The organism is Rhizobium sp. NFR12, from assembly GCF_900108545.1.
Classification (GTDB): Bacteria; Pseudomonadota; Alphaproteobacteria; order Rhizobiales; family Rhizobiaceae; genus Neorhizobium; species Neorhizobium soli.
Window position 1 is genome coordinate 345487 of record NZ_FNWM01000002.1, and the last position, 19013, is coordinate 364499.

The window sequence follows — 19013 nt, forward strand, 5'->3', positions numbered from 1 at the left end:
GGGATCTCCTGTTTGCTTGAAGTTTGCCGTTCGGCGGAACTATAGGTCGCGGTCGGCAAGAGGCAAGCGAAGACGGGAGGGGTCTCAGTCGAAAACGATGGACGTCTCCATGGACCGACTGCCGCTGGTCGCCAGAATGCCCCACCGTTTGCCGCTGATGTCGTAATTGTCAGGCAATTTGCCCACCGGCATATCCAGCGTATAGGCATGACCCTGCCGCTTCGCATCGACGCTTTCGAACAGGACATGCCCCTCGGGACCGGTCACCACCACCTGCGGCGGCGCGGTCGCACTGTCCGGCAGCCGCAGCGTCAGCCGTAGAACCTTCCCGCCCTTCACCATCGCATAATCAGTCACGGCAAAATCGTTGGCCGGAGGCGAGGGGAGTGCGGCGCTGGCGGCGTTAAGGATCATTGCCTCTTCCACCGGCGTGCCCCGGACCGCTTTCATCGGCAGAGAGAATTCGGCCTGGAAGGGTATGCAGATATTGCGGCAAATGCCGATAAACGCGGAAACGTCGATGCTTGCTGCCCCCAACGGCAAGACCTGTGAGGCTTGCCCCGCCTTGGTTGGATTGTCGAGCTTCAGCGCAAACGGAAATGCCACGGCGCGATCATAGCCGATGTCGGTAACGTCACCGTTGGTGATCAGCTTTGGAACCGGATAGGACATCTTCTGGGAGGTGATCCCGCTTTCGTGCGAAAATGTCAGTTGCGGCGGAATGCCCGCTTCACCCGGCTCTTTCCAATAGGTGATCCAGCCATCCTTCGGCTCGATCTGCAGCGCCCCGCGCACCGTTCCATCGGGCTCTGGAGGCATGGTGACGATCCGCATGCGGCCGCCCTCGTTGGTGGCCCAGGGCGTCATTTCCGCCAGAGCATCGGCCGCAGCCGTCTGCAATCCAAGGCAGATGGCAGCGCCAAGCAACAGGTTTGCGGTTGTGGTTCGAATTGGGGTCAGGCTCCTCATCGCTCAGGGATTAACCGTTAAATGTTGAACGAACCAGCAGCGCTTTCGAAAAACAGGATCATTTTCCGTTGATCGCCACGGTTCGTGCCCCATGTTTCAGGAACGCTGCTGTGAAGCAGCAGCCACGGCACGCTCTCACAACCAGGCGGGCCCGGCCTTCAAAGACAGTCAGTACAGACATTTCAAACGGCCGCAGTTTTGCTAGAATAGGTTTCAAAGCGCTGCAGGTGGAGGCATGATGGCTTTTTCGCTTCTCTCGGGTGCTCAGGACGACGGCGGCAAGGGCGGTCGCAAACGCGGCTTTCTTGACGGACAGTTCCTGATTGCGATGCCGAGCATGCAGGATACCAATTTCTCCCGCACGGTCATCTATGTCTGCGCCCATTCTCCGGCCGGCGCCATGGGGTTTATCATCAACCGCTCCCAGGAAATTTCCTTCACGGAAGTGTTGCGGCACCTCAAGCTCTTGGACGAGCACGAGATCATTGCCCTCCCGCACGAATGCCGTGAGTTCCCGATCCTGTCTGGAGGTCCGGTGGAAACCGGTCGCGGCTTCGTGCTGCATTCCGACGACTTCTCGAGCGAGTCCTCCATTCCCGTCAGCGACGATATCTCGCTCACCGCCACGCTCGATATCATCCGCGCCATCTGTGACGGCAGGGGGCCATCACGCGCTACCATGCTGCTCGGTTACGCAGGCTGGGGTGCAGGACAGTTGGAGCGGGAGATTTCCAGCAACGGCTGGCTGAACTGCCCGGCCAGCGAAGATCTGATCTTCGGTACGACGCTGGAAGACAAGTACGAGCGCGCGCTCGCCTCGATGGGCGTGACGCCCGCAATGCTGTCCTCCGACGCCGGCCACGCCTGAATTTCTGAAATTCTTGAGCGATGCCGGAACGAACTGCCAAGGCTCGGAGTTCTCCTATTGCAAGACATCGAAAACGATGCCGCTAAGCTCAAGGAGAAACACTATGGGTAGCACCAGCGATAAAATTTCCGGAATGGGCAATGAAGTCTCCGGTAAGGTCAAGCAGGCTGTCGGCGACATGACCGACAACCACGAGCTGGAAGCCAAGGGCGCTGCCCAGGAAGCCAAGGGCGAAGCCCAGCAGGCCAAGGGCAAGATCAAGGAAGCCGGCAAGGACATCGTTGATCGCGCCTAAGCGATCCGAATCCGCCAAATCCAGAAACCTGTTCCGGTCCTACCGGGGCAGGTTTTTTATCATCCAGAATTCAGTTCACCCCAACTTCCACTTCGTCTAGCGGATCTGTCCATGCGCCTCTTCGACTGCGATCACTGCGGCCAACCGGTTTATTTCGACAATCGCAACTGCGTCCACTGCGGTTACAAACTGGCTTTCGTTCCGGAAAAGCTCGCCATCATGGCTCTGGAGCAGGACGAAATGGTTGCGGGTCCCGACGCTCCCGTGGCGGACCCGACCTGGCACCTGTTCGGCGACCTCGACAGCAAGGTGCGGCTCTGTGCCAACAGCAGCCTGGATATCTGCAACTGGACGGTCGTTGCCGAGGACCCGAACCCGTTTTGCCCGGCTTGCCGGCACAACCGCCTGGTGCCTGACGCCTCGACCGAGGAGGGGCTGGACCAGTGGCGCCGCATCAGCCAGGCGCAGCGCCATCTGTTCTACTCGCTGATGAAATGGAACCTGCCGCGCACCAACCGCGAAGAAGATCCGCAGGGCGGCCTCGTGTTCGATTTCCTGATCGACGAGATCCAGCCGGATGGAACGGTGAAGCCCGCCATGACCGGCCACGAAGACGGCCTGATCGCCATCCGCGCTGCCGAAGCCGACGACGCGACGCGCGAGCAGATCCGCATATCCATGAACGAGCCCTATCGCACGATGCTCGGCCACTTCCGCCACGAGACCGGCCACTACATCTGGGACAAGCTCATCCGCGACGGCGGCAGGACCGATGCATTCCGTGCCGTGTTCGGCGACGAGACGATGGATTATGCCGACGCGTTGCGCCGCAACTACGAAGAAGGCCCGCCCGTTGGCTGGCAACAGTCCTATATCAGCACCTATGCGAGCTCGCATCCGTGGGAGGATTTTGCCGAGACCTTCGCCCACTACATCCATATCGTCGATACGCTCGAAATGGCGCGCGCCTACGGCCTGTCGATCGACCCGCGACGTCACGGTGAACTTGCAGCGGAAGTTGCGTTCCAGCCCTACGAGGCAGCGAGCGCCGAGCAGCTCGTTCGGGCGTGGATTCCGTTCAGCATGGCATTGAACAGCATCCATAGGGCCATGGGTGTGCCGGATCTCTATCCGTTCATCCTCGCCCCGGCGGTCACCACCAAGCTGCAGTTCATCCACGACATGATCCAGGAAAACCGCCGTCAGCATCCGGGCGCGACTTGGGAAGCCATGAGCGGCGCTGCGATGGCAACGGCTGTGTGATCAGGCTCTATGCACGCGGACGGGCCTGACATCAGGCCTGTCAGGCTGCTCGAAACACAGGTGAGGCTTGGTTGACGAGAGCGATAGCCGGTCTCCCTCATCCCCGCCACAAGGGCAGGATGAGAAAGTCGGAACTCAAGCCCGTTTCGTCAGCGGAAACCGTTCTTTCAGGAGTCGGCCAATCGCATCCGTCGTCGCCGGCGGGCCGAACAGGTAGCTCTGTCCGAAATGGCAGCCCATCTTGGCAAGCTCTGCCGCGTCTTCGTCGGTCTGGATGCCCTCAGCCACCACGTCCATCTCGAGCGCCCGCGCCATGGCGATGACCGAGCGCAGAAGCACAGCACGCTTGTCGGTGGCATCGCGCACCAACGACTGGTCGAGCTTGATAGTGTCGAACGGGAACTGCGTGAGATAGCCGAGCGAAGAGTAGCCGGTACCGAAGTCGTCGAGCGCGAGGCTGAGGCCGGTCTCTTTGAGCTTGGCCAGAACAAGACGCGCCTGTTCCGGGTTCTCCATCATCAGCGACTCCGTCAGCTCCAGCTTGAGCTGGCCCGGCGCCACCTGCGTCCGCTGCAACAGCGCCCGGACGTCATTGTAGAGATCGGCGTTCAGGAGCTGCGCACTCGAGACGTTAACGGATACGAAGATCGGCAGCGAACCGGTTTGTGCCTGCCAGGACGTGAGGTCTGAGGCCGCCCGTTCCATCGCAAAGAGGCCGAGAGGGCCGATCAGGTCCGACATTTCGGCGATCGGAATGAATTCGGAGGGCGGAATGCTGCCGCGTTTTGGATGTTCCCAACGCATCAGCGCTTCGAAGCCGGCGATCTCGCCATCCACAAGCCTGATGATCGGCTGATAGGCGAGTGTCAGTTCGCGTCGCTCGATGGCGCGGCGAAGGTCAGTTTCGATCTGCAGACGATCTGTACCGGTCGAGCGGAATGCCGGACGGAACGGTTCGACGCGATTGCCGCCGGCGCGCTTGGCCCGGTACATCGCCAGTTCCGCATCGGCGAGAAGTCCCGGGGCGCTTTCCTGCTGATCTACCCAGGAGGCTAGGCCGATCGAGGCGGTGAGCACGATCTCGCGGTTGGCAAAGTTGATCGGCACCATGATTGCCTTGGACACCGCATCGGCGAAATCCGCGACCTTGCCCGGGTCCCGCTCGGACACAAGGATGAGGCCGAACTGGTCGCCGGCAAGCCGTGCCAGCGTATCCTGTGGCTTCAAGAGACGACGCAGGCGCCGCGTCAGCGCGATCAGAATGTTGTCACCTGCGGCAATTCCAAGCGAGTCGTTGACCTGCTTGTAGCGGTCGATATCGATCGCCATGACGGTTGGGCGCAGATGCCCGTCGCTGGGTGCCAGCGTCAGTACCGATTGCAGACGGTCGAGGAACACCTGGCGGTTCGGCAACCCGGTCAGGTTGTCATGCATCGCGTCCTGCAGCAGACGCTCGATCGAGTTCTTCTGCTCGGTCACGTCGATGACGGTGCCGACGCAGCGGATGATTTCGCCGTTTGAGCCGAGCACCGGCCGTGCGCGGATCTGCAGCCAGTGGAAATGCCCGTCTTCCGCGCGAATCCGGAATTCGTGGTTCAACCGGCCGCGGCGATGTTCCAGCAGCACGTCCAGCGTGGCGCGGAACCGGTCGCGGTCATCGGGATGAAGCCGCGGCAGCCAGTTGCGCACCGGCCCGTGCATGGAGCCTTGCTCGAGGCCGAGCCGCGTCGAGATGTCGGGCGTAGTCACCACGCGGTCGCGCGCCACATCCCAGTCCCACACGGTGTCGCCCGAACCGGTCAGCGCCAGCGACTGCCGCTCCAGATCGGAAAACAGACCCTGCTGGTAGGCGCCGCCGGCAAAGGCGTGCTGCATCACGGTAAAGCCGATCAGAAGCACGATCAGAACCAGTCCGCCGCCAAGCGCCGGCTGCACGATGTCGTTGTCGAGCTGGCCGGTCACCGTCAGCCATCCCCCGAACAGCCAGACCAGCAGCAGCGCCCAGGTCGGCACCAGAAGGATGGCGCGGTCATAGCGGTTGAAGCCGAGATAGACGATCAGGAGGATGCCGACAGTACCCGTCAACGCAAACGAAAGCCGCGCGATACCGGATGCGACAGACGGATCGTAGATCGCCACACCGCCGAGGAGCACGAGGCCGGCCACCCAGGCAAGCGTCGCATAGCCCAGATGCACGTGCCAGCGGTTGAGGTTGAGATAGGTGAACAAAAAGATGACGAGCGACGAGGCAAGCGCCACTTCGGCTGCGGCACGCCATATTCGCTCGTCGGACGATGTCACGCTGATGAGCTTGTCGAGAAACCCGAAGTCAACGCAGATATAGGCAAGCACCGCCCAGGCAAGGGCTGCCGCTGCTGGCAGCATGGATGTTCCCTTGACCACGAACAGGATGGTCAGGAACACCGCAAGCAGACCGGCAATGCCGAGCACGATGCCCTTGTAGAGCGTGAACGAGTTGACCGAATCCTTGTAGGCATCCGGTTGCCAGAGATAGATCTGCGGCAGCGCCGGCGTCGAAAGCTCGGCGACGAAGGTGATCGTGGCGCCCGGATTGAGCGTGATGCGGAACACGTCGGCATCGGGGCTGGCGATACGGTCGAGCGCAAACCCTTCGGATGGCGTGATCGAGATGATGCGCTGCGAGCCAAGATCCGGCCAGAAAACCTTGGAATTCACCAGCCGAAAATGCGGCGCGACGATCACCCGCTCCAGCTGCTCCTCGGAAACGTTGGAGAGCGCAAACACAGCCCAGTCGCCCTGGTGCGACGGCGAAGACGCGCGAACCTCGATGCGGCGACGGATACCGTCGGCAGCAGCGGCGGTGGAAACCTGAAAGGCCTCGCCCTGGTTGGCGTAGATGTCGGTCGTGCGGGTCAGGTCGAGCGCGGTGTCGTCGCGCGAGATTTTCACCGGCTCGGCCGCCTGTGCAAACGTCGCCGCTGCAAAAAACATCAGGACAGCGGAAACGATTCCAAGAACCGACGGCAGGCGCGGCATGGCCGAGAAACTCATGTGACGCAGCATCATGTGTTCAGCATTTTCGCAAATTCACCATCTTCTGGCAGTCGGGAGAAAATCACGTGGTCGCGCCACTCGCCATTGATCTTGAGATATTTCCGCAAAAGACCTTCCCGCTCGAATCCGGCCTTTTCGAGAAGCCGGATGCTTTTCCAATTGTCCGGAATACAGGCTGCCTCGATCCGGTGCAACTGAAGTCCGTCGTAGATGTAGGGGATAGCCATCTCCAATGCGGCCAACATATGGCCTTGGCCCGAATGTTTCTCGCCCATCCAGTAGCCGACCATGCAGCTTTGCGACGCGCCGCGGCGGATATGGCCGATCGTCAGGCCCCCCAAAAGCTCCATCGTGTCGCGGCGGAAAAGCAGCATCGGCATGGCAACGCCTGACGCATGTTCCTGGGTGGCGCGCACCACGCGAGCGCGAAACGCCGATTCCGTCAGCTCGTCAGGGCGCCAGGTCGGCTCCCACGGCTGCAGGAACGCCCGGCTTTGCGACCGCAGCGTCATCCAGGCCTTGTAGTCGGCATAAAGCGGCAGGCGCATGATGTGGCGCTCGCCTGAGATCTCCGGTGTGTCCGGATGTCGCGATAGGAACCGAAACACGGACTTGGCCATGGTGCTTGTGTGCTCCGGGCAGGGCAGGCGGCTTGATCAGCCGGCCGCCTTTTTGGTTGTCACGCCTGGTGAGGAAAGCGACGCCGCGATCTCTTCCATCGACGGCAGTTGTGCGATCGGACCGACCGCCGAAAGCGTAGGCACCGTGTCGAAGAACAGACGTCCGGCAAGATCGGTCAGCCGCTGGGTCGTGATCCCCTCCAGGCGCTCCATCATCTCGTCATTGGGGATCGGCTTGCCGTAGAGCATCATCTGGCGCGCGATCTGGCCGGCGCGGGCGGCAGGGCTTTCCTGGCCCATCAGAAGCTGGGCACGGATCTGCGCACGTGCCCGGTCGATTTCCGCCTGATGGATCGTCTCGGACGCCTTGCGCAGCTCTTCGACGACGACAGGCACGAGGTTCGGCAGCTCGTCGCCGTTGGTCGCCGCATGGACGCCGAAAATGCCCGTATCGGAAAAGCCCCAATGGAATGCGTAGACGGAGTAACAGAGGCCCCGGCGCTCGCGCACTTCCTGGAACAGCCGCGAGGACATGCCGCCGCCGAGGATGTTGGCGAGAATCTGCGAGCAGTAGAAGTCCCGCTGGTGATAGGCCTTGCCCTCGAAGCCGATCAGCAGCTGGGCATCCATCAGGTCGCGGTCTTCGCGGGTGTCGCCGCCGATATAATGGGCGGGCTCGAGGACGGGCGTCGCACTCGGCATGGTCGGCAGGCTTGCGAACCGCTCCTCGACCTGCTTGCAGAACACCTGGTGGTCGACAGCGCCGGCCGCGACGATGAACATCCGGTCGGTCGTATAATTGCGCGAGAGATAGCCGCGGATCTGCGGCGGCGTGAACCCTTTTACCGTCTCCGGCGTGCCGAGAATGGCGCGCCCGATCGTCTGGCCGCGATAGGCGACTTCGGAAAAGCGGTCGAACACCACGTCGTCGGGCGTGTCGTTGGCCGCGCCGATTTCCTGCAGGATGACGTGCTTTTCGCGGCGCAGCTCTTCCTCGTCGAATTCCGATTCCGTCAGGATATCGGCAAGGATATCGACCGCGAGCGGCACGTGGTCCTTGAGCACCCTTGCGTAATAGGATGTGGTTTCGGTCGAAGTCGCGGCATTGAGTTCGCCGCCGACATCCTCGATCTGCTCGGCGATATCGCGGGCACTGCGCCTCGCTGTGCCCTTAAATGCCATGTGCTCGAGAAGATGCGCGATGCCGTGCTCGTTCTCGGTCTCGTTGCGGGCTCCGGACTTGATCCACACACCGAGCGCGACGCTCTCCAGGTGTGGCATGGTCTCGGTCACGACTGTGAGCCCGGAGGGGAGCCGGGTGATTTCAACATTCATATTCACGTCTTCGCGTCTTTCCGGCACTGCCGATAACTGGCTCAATTGGCCCGTGCGTGGTCGCCGATGAATGTTTCAACGGCCTTCAGCTCGGCGTCCAGCGTATCGAAGCGCTCCTCCCTGTGCATCAGATCAGCGAGCCATGATGGAAGTGCCGGATCAATTCCGCAAGCGGATTTTACCGCCGCCGGGAATTTGGCGGGGTGCGCCGTGGCCAATGTCACCATCGGGCTGCCGGGTCGAGCGTTCTTCTGAGCCACGAAAACACCGGTCGCCGTATGCGGGTCGAGCAGGTATCCGGTGGCTTCCAGCGTCTCACGGATTGTCTCGGCAACCTGCTCCTGCGTGGCGCGGCCGGCGCGGAATTCGCGCTTGATCGCCTTCAGCGCTTCCGGCTTGATCTCGAACGCACCCGATTGCTTCAGGCTCGCCATGGATGAGCGCACGGCGCTCGGATCGCGGCCATAGGCTTCAAACAGAAGCCGCTCGAAATTCGACGAGATCTGGATATCCATCGACGGCGACGTGGTCGCCATCACCCCCTGCATCTCGTAGCGCCCGGTCTTCAGCGTGCGGGCAAGAATGTCGTTGTCATTGGTGGCGATCACCAGCCGGTCGATCGGCAGGCCCATTTTCTTGGCCACGTAGCCTGCAAAAATATCGCCGAAATTGCCTGTCGGCACCGTGAACGATACCTTGCGATCCGGTCCGCCGAGCGAAACAGCAGCTGTAAAGTAATAGACCACCTGCGCCATGATGCGGGCCCAGTTGATCGAGTTGACGCCCGAAAGCTTCACCCGGTCGCGGAAGGCGACATCGTTGAACATCTCTTTCACGATGTTCTGGCAGTCGTCGAAATTGCCCTTGAGCGCCACCGCATGCACGTTGGATGCGGTCGACGAGGTCATCTGGCGCTGCTGCACCGGCGATACCTTGCCTTCGGGAAAGAGGATGAAGATGTCGGTCCGGTCGCGCCCGGCAAAGGCATCGATCGCCGCACCGCCCGTATCGCCCGATGTCGCGCCGACGATCGTCGCGCGCTCGCCGCGCTCGGCCAGAACATGATCCATCAGCCGCGCCAGCAGCTGCATCGCCACATCCTTGAAGGCAAGCGTCGTGCCGTGGAAAAGCTCGAGAACGAAATCGTTCGGGCCGGTCTGCACGAGCGGTACGACCGCCGGATGACGGAAGGTCGCATAGGCCTCGTTGATCATGGTCTTCAGCTTGTCGTCCGGAATTTCCCCGTCGACGAAATGCTTGAGGATCTCGAAAGCCACTTCCGCATAGGACTTTCCGCGCAGATTGCGGATGTCCCGCTTGGACAGCTGCGGCCAGTGGCGAGGCAGGTAAAGACCGCCATCGCGGGCAAGGCCGGCCAGCAGTGCATCACGAAAGCCGAGAGCGGGCGCTTCGCCCCGGGTAGAAATGTAGTCCACGACCGATAATCCCCAATCGATTTTTATTCGCGCCGCTGGTATAGACGATTGAAATCTGCGGTGAAAGACTGGAAAACGGCGCTGCGTTACGCCATGAGCATGTTTGGCGCGGCAAGCCGGTCAAAAGGGATGGAACAAGGTTGAGTATTGTGTTTGGCAAGATTTCCCATGGTCTCGTAACGGTATCCCTCCTGACGGCGCTCGCCGGCTGCAACTCGTCCTCTCCGGCGGGTGGCCTAGCGCCGACGGCACAGGCTGAAACCCCGGCGGTGGTGCAGGCCTATTGCCCGCAGGTCGTTCTGCGCGAACAGACGGCGATACGCCAGGAATACGCACGCGGCGGTCAGGATGATCCGCAGAAGCTCGTCTACCAGGCATCGCTGGCCGACGCGACGCGTCAGTGCACGGCAAACGAAACGACGATGACCATCAATGTCGTCGTCCAGGGCCGCCTCGTCGACGGACCTGTCGGTGCGCCGGGCCGTGTGACCCTGCCAATCCTGGTCGAGGTCGTCGATGGCGACAACACGATCTACTCGCAAAAGGTCGCCTATCCGGTCGATCTTCCGGCCGGCGGCACGCAGTTCATCTTCCAGAAGGCGGATGTGCAGATCCCGAACGCGCAGGGCGGCGCATCGCGCTTCACCCGCGTCCGCGTCGGTTTCGACAATGGCGCACCCGGCAAGAAGCCCGCACGCCGCAGCTAAGCCTGCGGCCACTCCGGTCGGGCGCTGACGGCGCCCGTTTAATCTTCGGTTAACCATAAATCCGTACCCAGTATGTGAAGATCGTCAAGGGCGCGTCGCCCGCGACCATTCGAGACAGGGTTTGGGATGATTGCTCCAGCTATCGTGGCGGACGCGAAGCGGCGTCTGCGGCTTTGCACCGCTATCGTCACGCTGGCAGCGCTTGCGCCCGGTGGCGCATCGGCGCAATCGGTCTGGATCGGAGCCTCCGACAACAATTTCAAAAACGGCGCGAACTGGACAACGGCACCGGATGCCCCCGGCGTATCGGACGCAGCCTCGATCGGCTCCGGCGCCCCGACCGTCGCAACCGATGCCACCGTCGACACGCTCGCGGTGTCCGGCGGCACGCTTCATGTCGAAGCAGACCTGACAGCGACGAGCGGCACGAACCTGTTCGACATGGGCCGCATGGAGATCTCGGAAAGCGGCACGCTGTCATCAGACGTCACGATGTCCGGCGGCTCCATCAGTAACTCGGGAACGCTCTCCGGTGACCTTGCATCTTCGGGTGGCGAAGTCGTCAACGACGGCACGATAGACGGCCGCACGACGCTGTCCGGTGATGCGCAGATGACCAACAATTTCGTCGTCACCGATGTCGATGTCGAAGCGACCGCCCGGTTCGTCAACAATTCCGGCGCAACGGCCGGTGCCGTCACCAATGCGGGCACCACCTCCAACGCCGGCACGATCGCCTCGCTCACCAATACCGGCGGATCCTTCACCAACAATGACGGCGGCACGGTCACCGGCGATACGGTGGTTTCAGGCGGCACCGTCACCAACAACTTCGTCGTCACCGACGTCGATGTTGCTGAGACCGCCAGTTTCGTCAACAATTCTGGCGCTTCGGCAGGAGCCGTCACCAACGCGGGCACGGCGTCCAATGCCGGCACTGTCGCATCGCTTGCCAACACCGGCGGCAGCTTTACCAATAACGGCATCATCTCAGGCGCAACCACCCTTGAGGGAGGAACGCTCACCAACAATTTCGTGGTGACGACGGTCGATGTCGCGGCGGCTGCGATCTTCGTCAACAATTCAGGTGCCACGGCCGGCGACGTCTCCAATGCGGGCAATGCCTCGAACGCCGGCACGATCGCCTCGCTCACCAATACCGGCGGCACATTCACCAACAATGACGGCGGCGAAATCACCGGAAGCACCACCGTTTCAGGCGGCACGGTCACCAACAATTTCGTCGTCACCGACGTGGATGTCGCGGCTTCCGGCAGCTTCGTCAACAATTCAGGCGCGGTCGCCGGCGATGTCGCCAATGCCGGCACCTCATCCAACGACGGCACCATCGCCTCGCTCACCAACAGCGGTGGCAGCTTTTCCAACACGGGCGAGATCAGCGGCGATGCGACGGTGACAGGAGGAGTGCTCGTCAATGACGGCACGATCGGCGGCGCGATCGATATAGGCACGGACGGCATGCTGTCAGGCACCGGTGAGATCGGTGGCCTCACCGTCGGGTCAGGCGGCACGCTGTCGCCTGGCCCCGGTATCGCAACGCTTTCCGTCAACGGTGACGTCACCTTCGAGGCCGGCTCGACCTATCAGGTGGAAACGGAAGCAGACGGCACGTCCGACAGCCTTGCCGCCACCGGGTCCGTTACGATCGAAGGCGGCACGGTCGAGATTCTCGCGGGCAGCGGCACCTATTCACCCGCTACGACCTACACGATCATCACAGGCGAAAGCGTCGCCGGTACCTTCGACGACGTCACCACCGATCTCGCTTTCCTGTCGCCCATCCTTGCCTATGGCGCCGATGAGGTGACGCTGAGCCTTTACCGGAACGATGTCGATTTCGCCGACGTCGCAAACACCGCCAACACGCGCGCAACGGCCACAGCGGTCCAGTCTCTCGGAACCGCAAACGACGTCTTCCTCGGCGTTCTCCAGCAAAACGCCGATGGCGCGCGCGATGCCTTCTCGCAGCTTGGCGGCGAGATCCACGCCTCGTTGAAAACCCAGCTTTTGAGCGACAGCCGGCTCGTCCGCGACGCCATCGTCGACCGGGTGAACGGTGCCGTCCCGATCCGCTCATCGGCCGATGGTGCGACGAGCTTCTGGGCGACGGGCATCGCAGCAACTGGGCAATTGCGCAGCGACGGCAACGCGGCCGGCATCGACAGCCACGCGGCGGGATTGATCGCAGGCTTCGACGGGCAGGCCTCCGATCACTGGCGGCTTGGCGGATTGTTCGGCTACAGCAATGCCTCCTCGGGCAGCGAGGCGGACTGGGAAAGCTATCACGCCGGGCTCTACGCTGCAGCGACATGGGGTGACGTTACCCTCACATCCGGCGCCGTCTATTCCGAAAACCGCATCTCGACGTCGCGCAGCGTCGACTTCGGCACGTTCACGGATGATCTCCAGGCGGATTACAGAGGCGCCACCCGCCAGCTGTTCACCGATCTGTCCTGGAGGACGACGTCCGGTCCCGTGACGCTGCAGCCCTTCGCGAGCCTTGCCTATGTCAATCTCGACACCGATGGTTTCCGCGAGAGGGGCGGGGCGGCCGCTCTGACGGGCAATGGTGAAACGGACAATATCGCGCTTTCCACATTCGGCCTTCGCTGGTCGGCGCAAATGCCGGTCGAGGACCTGCCGCTCACCGTCTCCGGCATGCTCGGCTGGCGTCACGCAATGGGCGACCTGACGCCCGCGTCACGGCTTGCCTTTGCAAGCGGCGGCAGTCCGTTCATGCTGGAAGGCGTGGCGCTGCCGCGCGACACTGCCGTCGTCGAAGCCTCCGTCACCGCGCAGGTGTCAAAATCCGCACGGCTGAAGGTGACCTATTCCGGCGAGTTTGCCCATTCGCTGACGAGCCGTACCGCGAAGGCCAGCCTCGCAGTGCAGTTCTAGATTAGATCCCGCCCCATTCGCCGAGTGCTGCGATCACCGCCGGCAGGTCGCTCATGCGCGAAATCACCGTTTCGGCGCCGGCATCCGTCAGCCGGTCGGCATGGCTCGGATAGGTATGCGATGCGCCGGTAAAGCCCACCACCCGCATGCCGGCCGTGCGTGCGCCGTGGATGCCATGGGTGGAATCCTCGATCACCAGGCACCTGTCCGGCTCGACGCCGAACTGCTTTGCGCCATGCAGAAAGATATCCGGCTTCGGCTTGACGCGGTCGGGACCGAGGTCCTTGGCGGAATAGATATGATTTTCGAAATAGGGCTTGAGCCCGACCTTGGTCAGCATCATGTCCAGCCGCTGGCTCGAAGAATTCGAGCAGATGCAGCGCTGCGTGGTCAGCCGCGCCAGCGCGAACTTGACGCCGTCGATGATCTTGACGCTGCGTTCCAGCCGCTGGTCGAGCAGCTTTTCCGATTTGTCGAGCAGGGAGGCCGATAGCGGAATATCCGCTTCCTGTTCCACCTGCAGAAGAATGTTCTTCCAGGTCATGCCGGCGAAGCGCTCGCCCATTTCCTCGACGCTGATCGGATAGCCCGCTTCCGTCAGCAGCCGGGATTCGACCTGTGCCGCGATGATTTCGGAATCGACGAGCACGCCGTCGCAATCGAAGATGATGAGGTCGAAGCCGCTCATGATGGATACTCTTTGATGAAAGAAGGTGAGGGCGATCTACACGAGGGCAGCGCCGGAAACAATGCGGAGGGCGATTTCCTCTACCGCCAAAGCGGCAACAACACGGCGCGCCTCAGAAACCGTAGCGCGCCTCGGCAAGATCGATCTCGCGAACGAGCTTGCGTGCGATCTCCTCGGAAATCTTGCGCCGGCGGCCGAGCCTGAACAGCTCGTCGCGTTCGGCACGAAGGGCGGCCAGCCTGAACCGCTTGTCGACCTCCTCCATCTTGCGCAACAGGTCTGCCTCATCTCCGAGCTTGGAACGGCCCTCGATCCGCTGCCGGTAGAGTTCCATCAGCCGCGTGCCGACCTCGCCGTAAAGATCGGCGTCGGTCCGGCCTTCGCTCATCGCGTGCTGCAGTTTCTCGATCATCCGGATCGCAGCCTCCGCCGCAGCAATCCGGGCATTGTCCTCTTCCTGGTGGTGATCATCCTCCGGCGGCAGTTCGAGGTTCTGGAGAAGATAGGGAAGGCCGATGCTGGCCGCCGTCAGCGACAGGATGATCACGCCGGCTGCGAGGAATATCACGAGATCGCGTGCCGGAAACGACGTGCCGTCGTTCATGGCAAGCGGCAGGGTGAGGATACCCGCAAGCGTGATCGCCCCGCGCACGCCGGCAAGCGACATGGCCGCCAGAAGCCGCCAGTGCGGCTTGCGGATCGCCTCTCCGCGACGCGCGGCGCGATACAGGGTAAAGCGCAAGGATACCCACACCCAGGCAAAGCGCAGGGCCGCGAGTGCGGTGGTGATGACCGCCACATAGGCGATCAGCCAGATCGGGTGGAGGTGGCCCGTCTCGGTGACGATCCTGGCGGCGCCCGAGACGATGCCCGGCATCTGTTCGCCCAGCAGCACGAAGATAATGCCGTTCAGCGCAAACTGCACCGTATCCCACACCGCGTAGCGCCGCATCCGGGTGGCAGCCATCGTCTGGCCGCGCAATTCGGCAAAGCTCATGGTGATGCCGGCCGCAACGGCTGCCAGAATGCCGGAGCAATGCAGGTGTTCGGCCAGAAGATAGGCGCCGAACGGAATGAGCAGGCTGATCAGGATCTGCGCACCGGGTTCTTCGCCCAGCTTGCGCGACACGTAATACTTCGCCTTCATGACCACGAATGTGGTGCCAAAACCGATCAGGATGCCGCCGATCGCCACCCAGAGGAACGTGCCGACCGCATCCGCCAGCGAGAACACACCGGTCAGCACGGCGGCCACCGCAAACTGCATGCAGACAAGGCCCGAAGCATCGTTGAGGAGCGATTCGCCTTCCAGAATATGCATCAGTCGTCCCGGGATCGGCACCCGCGCGGCAATCGCCGAGACGGCGATCGGATCGGTTGGCGAGAGAATGGCGGCGAGCGCGAATGCGACCGCAAGCGGTATCGCCGGGATCATCCAGTGGACCAGAAAACCGATCAGGATTACGGTGAAGATGACAAGCCCGAGCGCCAGTTCCAGGATCACCGCCTTGTCGCGGAACAGCCCTTCCTTCGGAATGCGCCATCCATCGAGAAACAGCAGCGGCGGCAGAAACAGCAGAAAGAAGAAATCCGGATCGAGCTGCACCGCAGACCCCGTCACGCCGGCGATCGCGGCACCGAGCGCGATCTGCACCAGCGGCAGCGGAATGCCAACAGGAGAGAGCCTTGCAAGCGTGCCGCTCAGAACCACGGCGAGAAGCAGGACCAGGGCAATGGTGATGCTTTCCATGGTGTCGCTCCTATCCGTTCCGGTTTCGGCCTGAATAGGAAATGAGAATGGATGAGGCAAGAGCCGGGAAGGGTGGTGCGACCTTTACGACCAGCTCAGCCGTTCCTGCAGGCCCAGCATCGCGGATTTGAGTGGCGGCAGGTCATGCGCGATGACGTCCCAGATGACCCGTGCCATCAGAATAACTGCACCGACGCGGCTTCGATTCTGTCCTTCAGCATCGGATGAAGGCTGTCCCGTGTGGTAACGTCTACAGGCACGACAAGCTCATCCTCAAGAAACAGCTTTATCCCGACCAGATCGAAGGCGTTGAACCGGCTGTCGGGATCGTAGTCGATAAACAGATCGAGATCGCTGTCGGGTCCGGCTTCGTCGCGGGCAACCGAGCCGAACAGGTAAAGCGAGGTCGCGCCGAGCGCCCTGATCGCGTCGGCCTGCCGTCTCAGCTTCTCGATCGCCTCCGCTTTTCTCATGGTTGAGAGCCTAGCGCATCATCGCGCCGCCTTCCATCATTTTGCTTTTTTACCAAAACAGGCCACCGGCTTCAGTCTTTGGTAACCAAAATGAGTAACCATAACAGTCAGTAAATTCGTGTTCAGTACAGCGTAGCGAGTGTCTCATGGCCGCAGTCCTTCCTTTGATCGACCTCCAGAAACAGGCCCGTCCTCACGCCTGGATGAACTCCATCATCAAGGGCGATTGCGTGGCAGCCCTCGAGGCGCTGCCGGATAAATCTGTGGATGCGATCTTTGCCGATCCGCCATACAACCTGCAGCTCGGCGGCGCCCTGCATCGCCCCGACCAGAGCCTGGTCGATGCCGTCGATGACGACTGGGACCAGTTCGCTTCCTTCCAGGTCTATGATGCCTTCACCCGCGCCTGGCTGCTTGCCTGCCGCCGCGTGCTGAAGCCCAACGGCACGATCTGGGTGATCGGTTCCTACCACAACATCTTCCGCGTCGGCGCGATCATGCAGGACCTCAATTTCTGGCTCCTCAACGATATCGTCTGGCGCAAGACCAACCCGATGCCGAACTTCAAGGGCCGCCGGTTCCAGAACGCCCACGAAACGATGATCTGGGCCAGCCGCGATGCCAAGGCCAAGGGCTACACGTTCAACTACGAAGCGCTCAAAGCCTCCAACGACGACGTGCAGATGCGCTCCGACTGGCTGTTTCCGATCTGCTCCGGCGGCGAACGCCTGAAGGGTGACGACGGCAAGAAGGTTCATCCGACCCAGAAGCCGGAAGCGCTGCTCGCCCGCATCATCATGTCCTGCACCAAGCCCGGCGATGTCGTGCTCGACCCGTTCTTCGGTTCCGGCACCACGGGTGCTGTCGCCAAGCGTCTCGGCCGCAATTTCGTCGGCATCGAACGCGAGCAGGATTACATCGACGCCGCATCCGCCCGCATCGCGTCGGTCGAACCGCTCGGCAAGACGGAACTGACGGTCATGACCGGCAAGCGCGCCGAACCGCGTGTCGCCTTCAATTCACTGGTCGAAAGCGGTCTCGTCAAGCCTGGCCAGATCCTCACCGACGCCCGCCGCCGCCACAGCGCCATCATCCGCGCCGACGGCACGCTGACCTCGAACGGCGACGCCGGATCGATCCACAGGCTCGGCGCCAAGGTTCAGGGGTTTGATGCCTGCAACGGCTGGACATTCTGGCACTACGAGGAGGCCGGCGTCCTGAAACCGATCGACGACCTTCGCACCATCATTCGCAACGGCCTGCCAAAAGCGGACTGAGCCACCAGTCCCGGGACCAGATCCCATGTCAGCTCGCGAGCTTCCTCTTCCGGTTTTGTACCTCTAGTCCCGGAAGAGGATCATGTGACGCCCGGAGTTTGAAGGCTCCGGGCGTCATCTTTTTTATGGGGCAAATGGACTGATTTCGGGGCCGCAACGACGCAGGCTCTGACCAGAGTAACCCTGAACACCTCCGAATTAGAATGTTTCGGCCCGTCCGCCGATCACCCGGCTAGGTTGCCTGCCGTCCATCCGGGTATTCTGCAGGCCCCTTGATCTCGATCTTATTGCCAAACGGGTCATGGATGTAGAACGAGTGCCCCATGCCCCGGGCACCCCCATGAAACGCTTCCTGGACGATCTCGACCCCGTGCTTATCGAGATGCGTACGCAGTTCGTCATGGTCGAAAGGGCTGGTCGCAAGACAGACATGATCGACATTGCGCCCACCGGTCACCGGAGGCGCTGCTTTCGTTCCGCCCGGGTGAGTTACATCCCACAAGACGATCAATGACGAGCCGAACCAGACCTGCTCCATCCCCAGTGCCGGATAGGAATAGCCAGGCCGGCACCCCAGGACATCCGTGTAGAACGTAAGCGCACGTTTCATGTCGTCGATCAGAAGAACGATGTGATCAATGCCGACGGGAGCGAATGGAATTGCCATGAGGGGTGCCGTCTTAACGTGAGGTCGATTGCAAAACGAGGTGGGTGGGCCGGGAACTTATATCGTCAGCATACCGGCTACCACCCCCAAACCTCACACCTCGATACCGTGATCCCTCAGATCCTTGCGCAGCGTTTCCGGATCCGTGAAATGCACAGCGTGCCAGCCGGCGTCGCGGGCGCCTTCGACGTTGGGATAGCTGTCGTCGATGAAGATCGAGGCTTCAGGGGTAAGGCCGAAATCACGGGCGTGCTTTTCGTAAATGGCCACATCCGGCTTGATCAGGCCGATCTCGCCCGACACCGTGACGCCGCGCGGCTTGTCGAGAAACGGGAATTTCCGGCGGGCTTCGACGAATGTGTCGGCGGCGAAGTTGGTGAGCATGGTCACGTCGCGGCCGTTCTCGATCAGGCTCTCGAAGATGGCAACCGAGCCGTCATAGGCATGCGGCACCATTTCGTGCCAGTGCTGGCGAAAGGCCCGGATATTGGCTTCCTGTTGCGGATGCTGTTCAAGCAGCAGCGCTTCGGCCTCGCTCCAGCTGCGGCCGCGGTCCTGTTCCAGGTTCCATTCGTGGGTGCAGACGTTGTCGAAGAACCACTTGCGTTCGGTCTCGTCGGGAATGATGCGGCTATAGGGAAGGTTGGGGTCGTAGTGGATCAGAACCTTGCCGATGTCGAAAACGATGTGATCAATCTTGGCCGCCATAG

General features: G+C 61.8%; 16 protein-coding genes. 6 read left to right on the forward strand and 10 right to left on the reverse strand.

The window, feature by feature from the left end:
• Positions 1-84: 84 nt before the first annotated feature.
• The gene (locus BLW69_RS08935; RefSeq protein ID WP_244508789.1) at positions 85-927 is read right to left on the reverse strand and encodes a protein-disulfide reductase DsbD domain-containing protein; all 843 of its coding nucleotides are present in this window, start codon (positions 925-927) and stop codon (positions 85-87) included.
• 280 nt (positions 928-1207) lie between these two features.
• Between BLW69_RS08935 and BLW69_RS08940 the strand changes: the two genes are divergently transcribed.
• The 3 genes from BLW69_RS08940 (at position 1208) to BLW69_RS08950 (ending at position 3395) form a co-directional block, all read left to right on the forward strand.
• Positions 1208-1837, forward strand: a complete 630-nt coding sequence (locus BLW69_RS08940; RefSeq protein ID WP_092661486.1) for a YqgE/AlgH family protein — start codon at positions 1208-1210, stop codon at positions 1835-1837.
• Between the two features lie 103 nt (positions 1838-1940).
• Positions 1941-2132 carry a CsbD family protein gene (locus tag BLW69_RS08945; protein WP_062453615.1) on the forward strand — a complete coding sequence of 64 codons (192 nt, stop codon included), beginning with the start codon at positions 1941-1943 and terminating at the stop codon, positions 2130-2132.
• Between the two features lie 111 nt (positions 2133-2243).
• Entirely contained in the window at positions 2244-3395 is a 1152-nt protein-coding gene (locus tag BLW69_RS08950) for a zinc-binding metallopeptidase family protein (RefSeq protein WP_082471851.1), read from the forward strand.
• A 135-nt stretch (positions 3396-3530) separates the two neighbouring features.
• On the opposite strand, the gene BLW69_RS08955 is transcribed toward BLW69_RS08950, so the two are convergent.
• The 4 genes from BLW69_RS08955 to thrC are packed head-to-tail and all read right to left on the reverse strand — an operon-like array spanning position 3531 to position 9822.
• Positions 3531-6428: an EAL domain-containing protein gene (locus tag BLW69_RS08955; RefSeq protein ID WP_092662437.1), complete on the reverse strand. Its 2898-nt coding sequence runs from the start codon at positions 6426-6428 to the stop codon at positions 3531-3533.
• An 11-nt stretch (positions 6429-6439) separates the two neighbouring features.
• The gene (locus tag BLW69_RS08960) at positions 6440-7051 is read right to left on the reverse strand and encodes a GNAT family N-acetyltransferase (RefSeq protein ID WP_092661488.1); all 612 of its coding nucleotides are present in this window, start codon (positions 7049-7051) and stop codon (positions 6440-6442) included.
• A 36-nt stretch (positions 7052-7087) separates the two neighbouring features.
• Positions 7088-8386, reverse strand: coding sequence for a M16 family metallopeptidase (locus BLW69_RS08965; protein WP_062453613.1), 1299 nt, complete (start codon positions 8384-8386; stop codon positions 7088-7090).
• A gap of 41 nt (positions 8387-8427) precedes the next feature.
• Positions 8428-9822, reverse strand: a complete 1395-nt coding sequence (thrC, locus tag BLW69_RS08970; RefSeq protein WP_062453612.1) for a threonine synthase — start codon at positions 9820-9822, stop codon at positions 8428-8430.
• Between the two features lie 149 nt (positions 9823-9971).
• On the opposite strand from thrC, the gene BLW69_RS08975 reads away from it, so the two are divergent.
• Together BLW69_RS08975 and BLW69_RS08980 are read left to right on the forward strand one after the other, a co-directional pair.
• Complete coding sequence (locus BLW69_RS08975) at positions 9972-10529, forward strand: hypothetical protein (RefSeq protein ID WP_062453611.1); 558 nt, start codon at positions 9972-9974, stop codon at positions 10527-10529.
• Between the two features lie 126 nt (positions 10530-10655).
• The gene (locus BLW69_RS08980) at positions 10656-13448 is read left to right on the forward strand and encodes an autotransporter outer membrane beta-barrel domain-containing protein (protein ID WP_092661490.1); all 2793 of its coding nucleotides are present in this window, start codon (positions 10656-10658) and stop codon (positions 13446-13448) included.
• A 1-nt stretch (position 13449) separates the two neighbouring features.
• On the opposite strand, the gene BLW69_RS08985 is transcribed toward BLW69_RS08980, so the two are convergent.
• From BLW69_RS08985 to BLW69_RS08995, 3 genes are all read right to left on the reverse strand, one after another.
• The gene (locus tag BLW69_RS08985; RefSeq protein ID WP_092661492.1) at positions 13450-14136 is read right to left on the reverse strand and encodes an HAD family hydrolase; all 687 of its coding nucleotides are present in this window, start codon (positions 14134-14136) and stop codon (positions 13450-13452) included.
• Positions 14137-14248: 112 nt separating this feature from the next.
• Complete coding sequence (locus BLW69_RS08990; RefSeq protein WP_092661494.1) at positions 14249-15886, reverse strand: Na+/H+ antiporter; 1638 nt, start codon at positions 15884-15886, stop codon at positions 14249-14251.
• 176 nt (positions 15887-16062) lie between these two features.
• A complete protein-coding gene (locus BLW69_RS08995; protein WP_092661496.1) occupies positions 16063-16359 on the reverse strand; it encodes a nucleotidyltransferase family protein in 297 nt (98 codons plus the stop codon).
• A gap of 146 nt (positions 16360-16505) precedes the next feature.
• Here BLW69_RS08995 and BLW69_RS09000 point away from each other — a divergent pair, with 146 nt between their 5' ends.
• Positions 16506-17636: a site-specific DNA-methyltransferase gene (locus tag BLW69_RS09000; RefSeq protein WP_062453606.1), complete on the forward strand. Its 1131-nt coding sequence runs from the start codon at positions 16506-16508 to the stop codon at positions 17634-17636.
• 232 nt (positions 17637-17868) lie between these two features.
• Here the strand turns inward: BLW69_RS09000 and BLW69_RS09005 are convergent, their stop codons facing one another.
• Both BLW69_RS09005 and BLW69_RS09010 read right to left on the reverse strand, forming a co-directional pair.
• The gene (locus BLW69_RS09005) at positions 17869-18303 is read right to left on the reverse strand and encodes a VOC family protein (protein WP_062579460.1); all 435 of its coding nucleotides are present in this window, start codon (positions 18301-18303) and stop codon (positions 17869-17871) included.
• Positions 18304-18396: 93 nt separating this feature from the next.
• Complete coding sequence (locus tag BLW69_RS09010) at positions 18397-19011, reverse strand: HAD family hydrolase (RefSeq protein WP_092661498.1); 615 nt, start codon at positions 19009-19011, stop codon at positions 18397-18399.
• Positions 19012-19013: the final 2 nt, after the last annotated feature.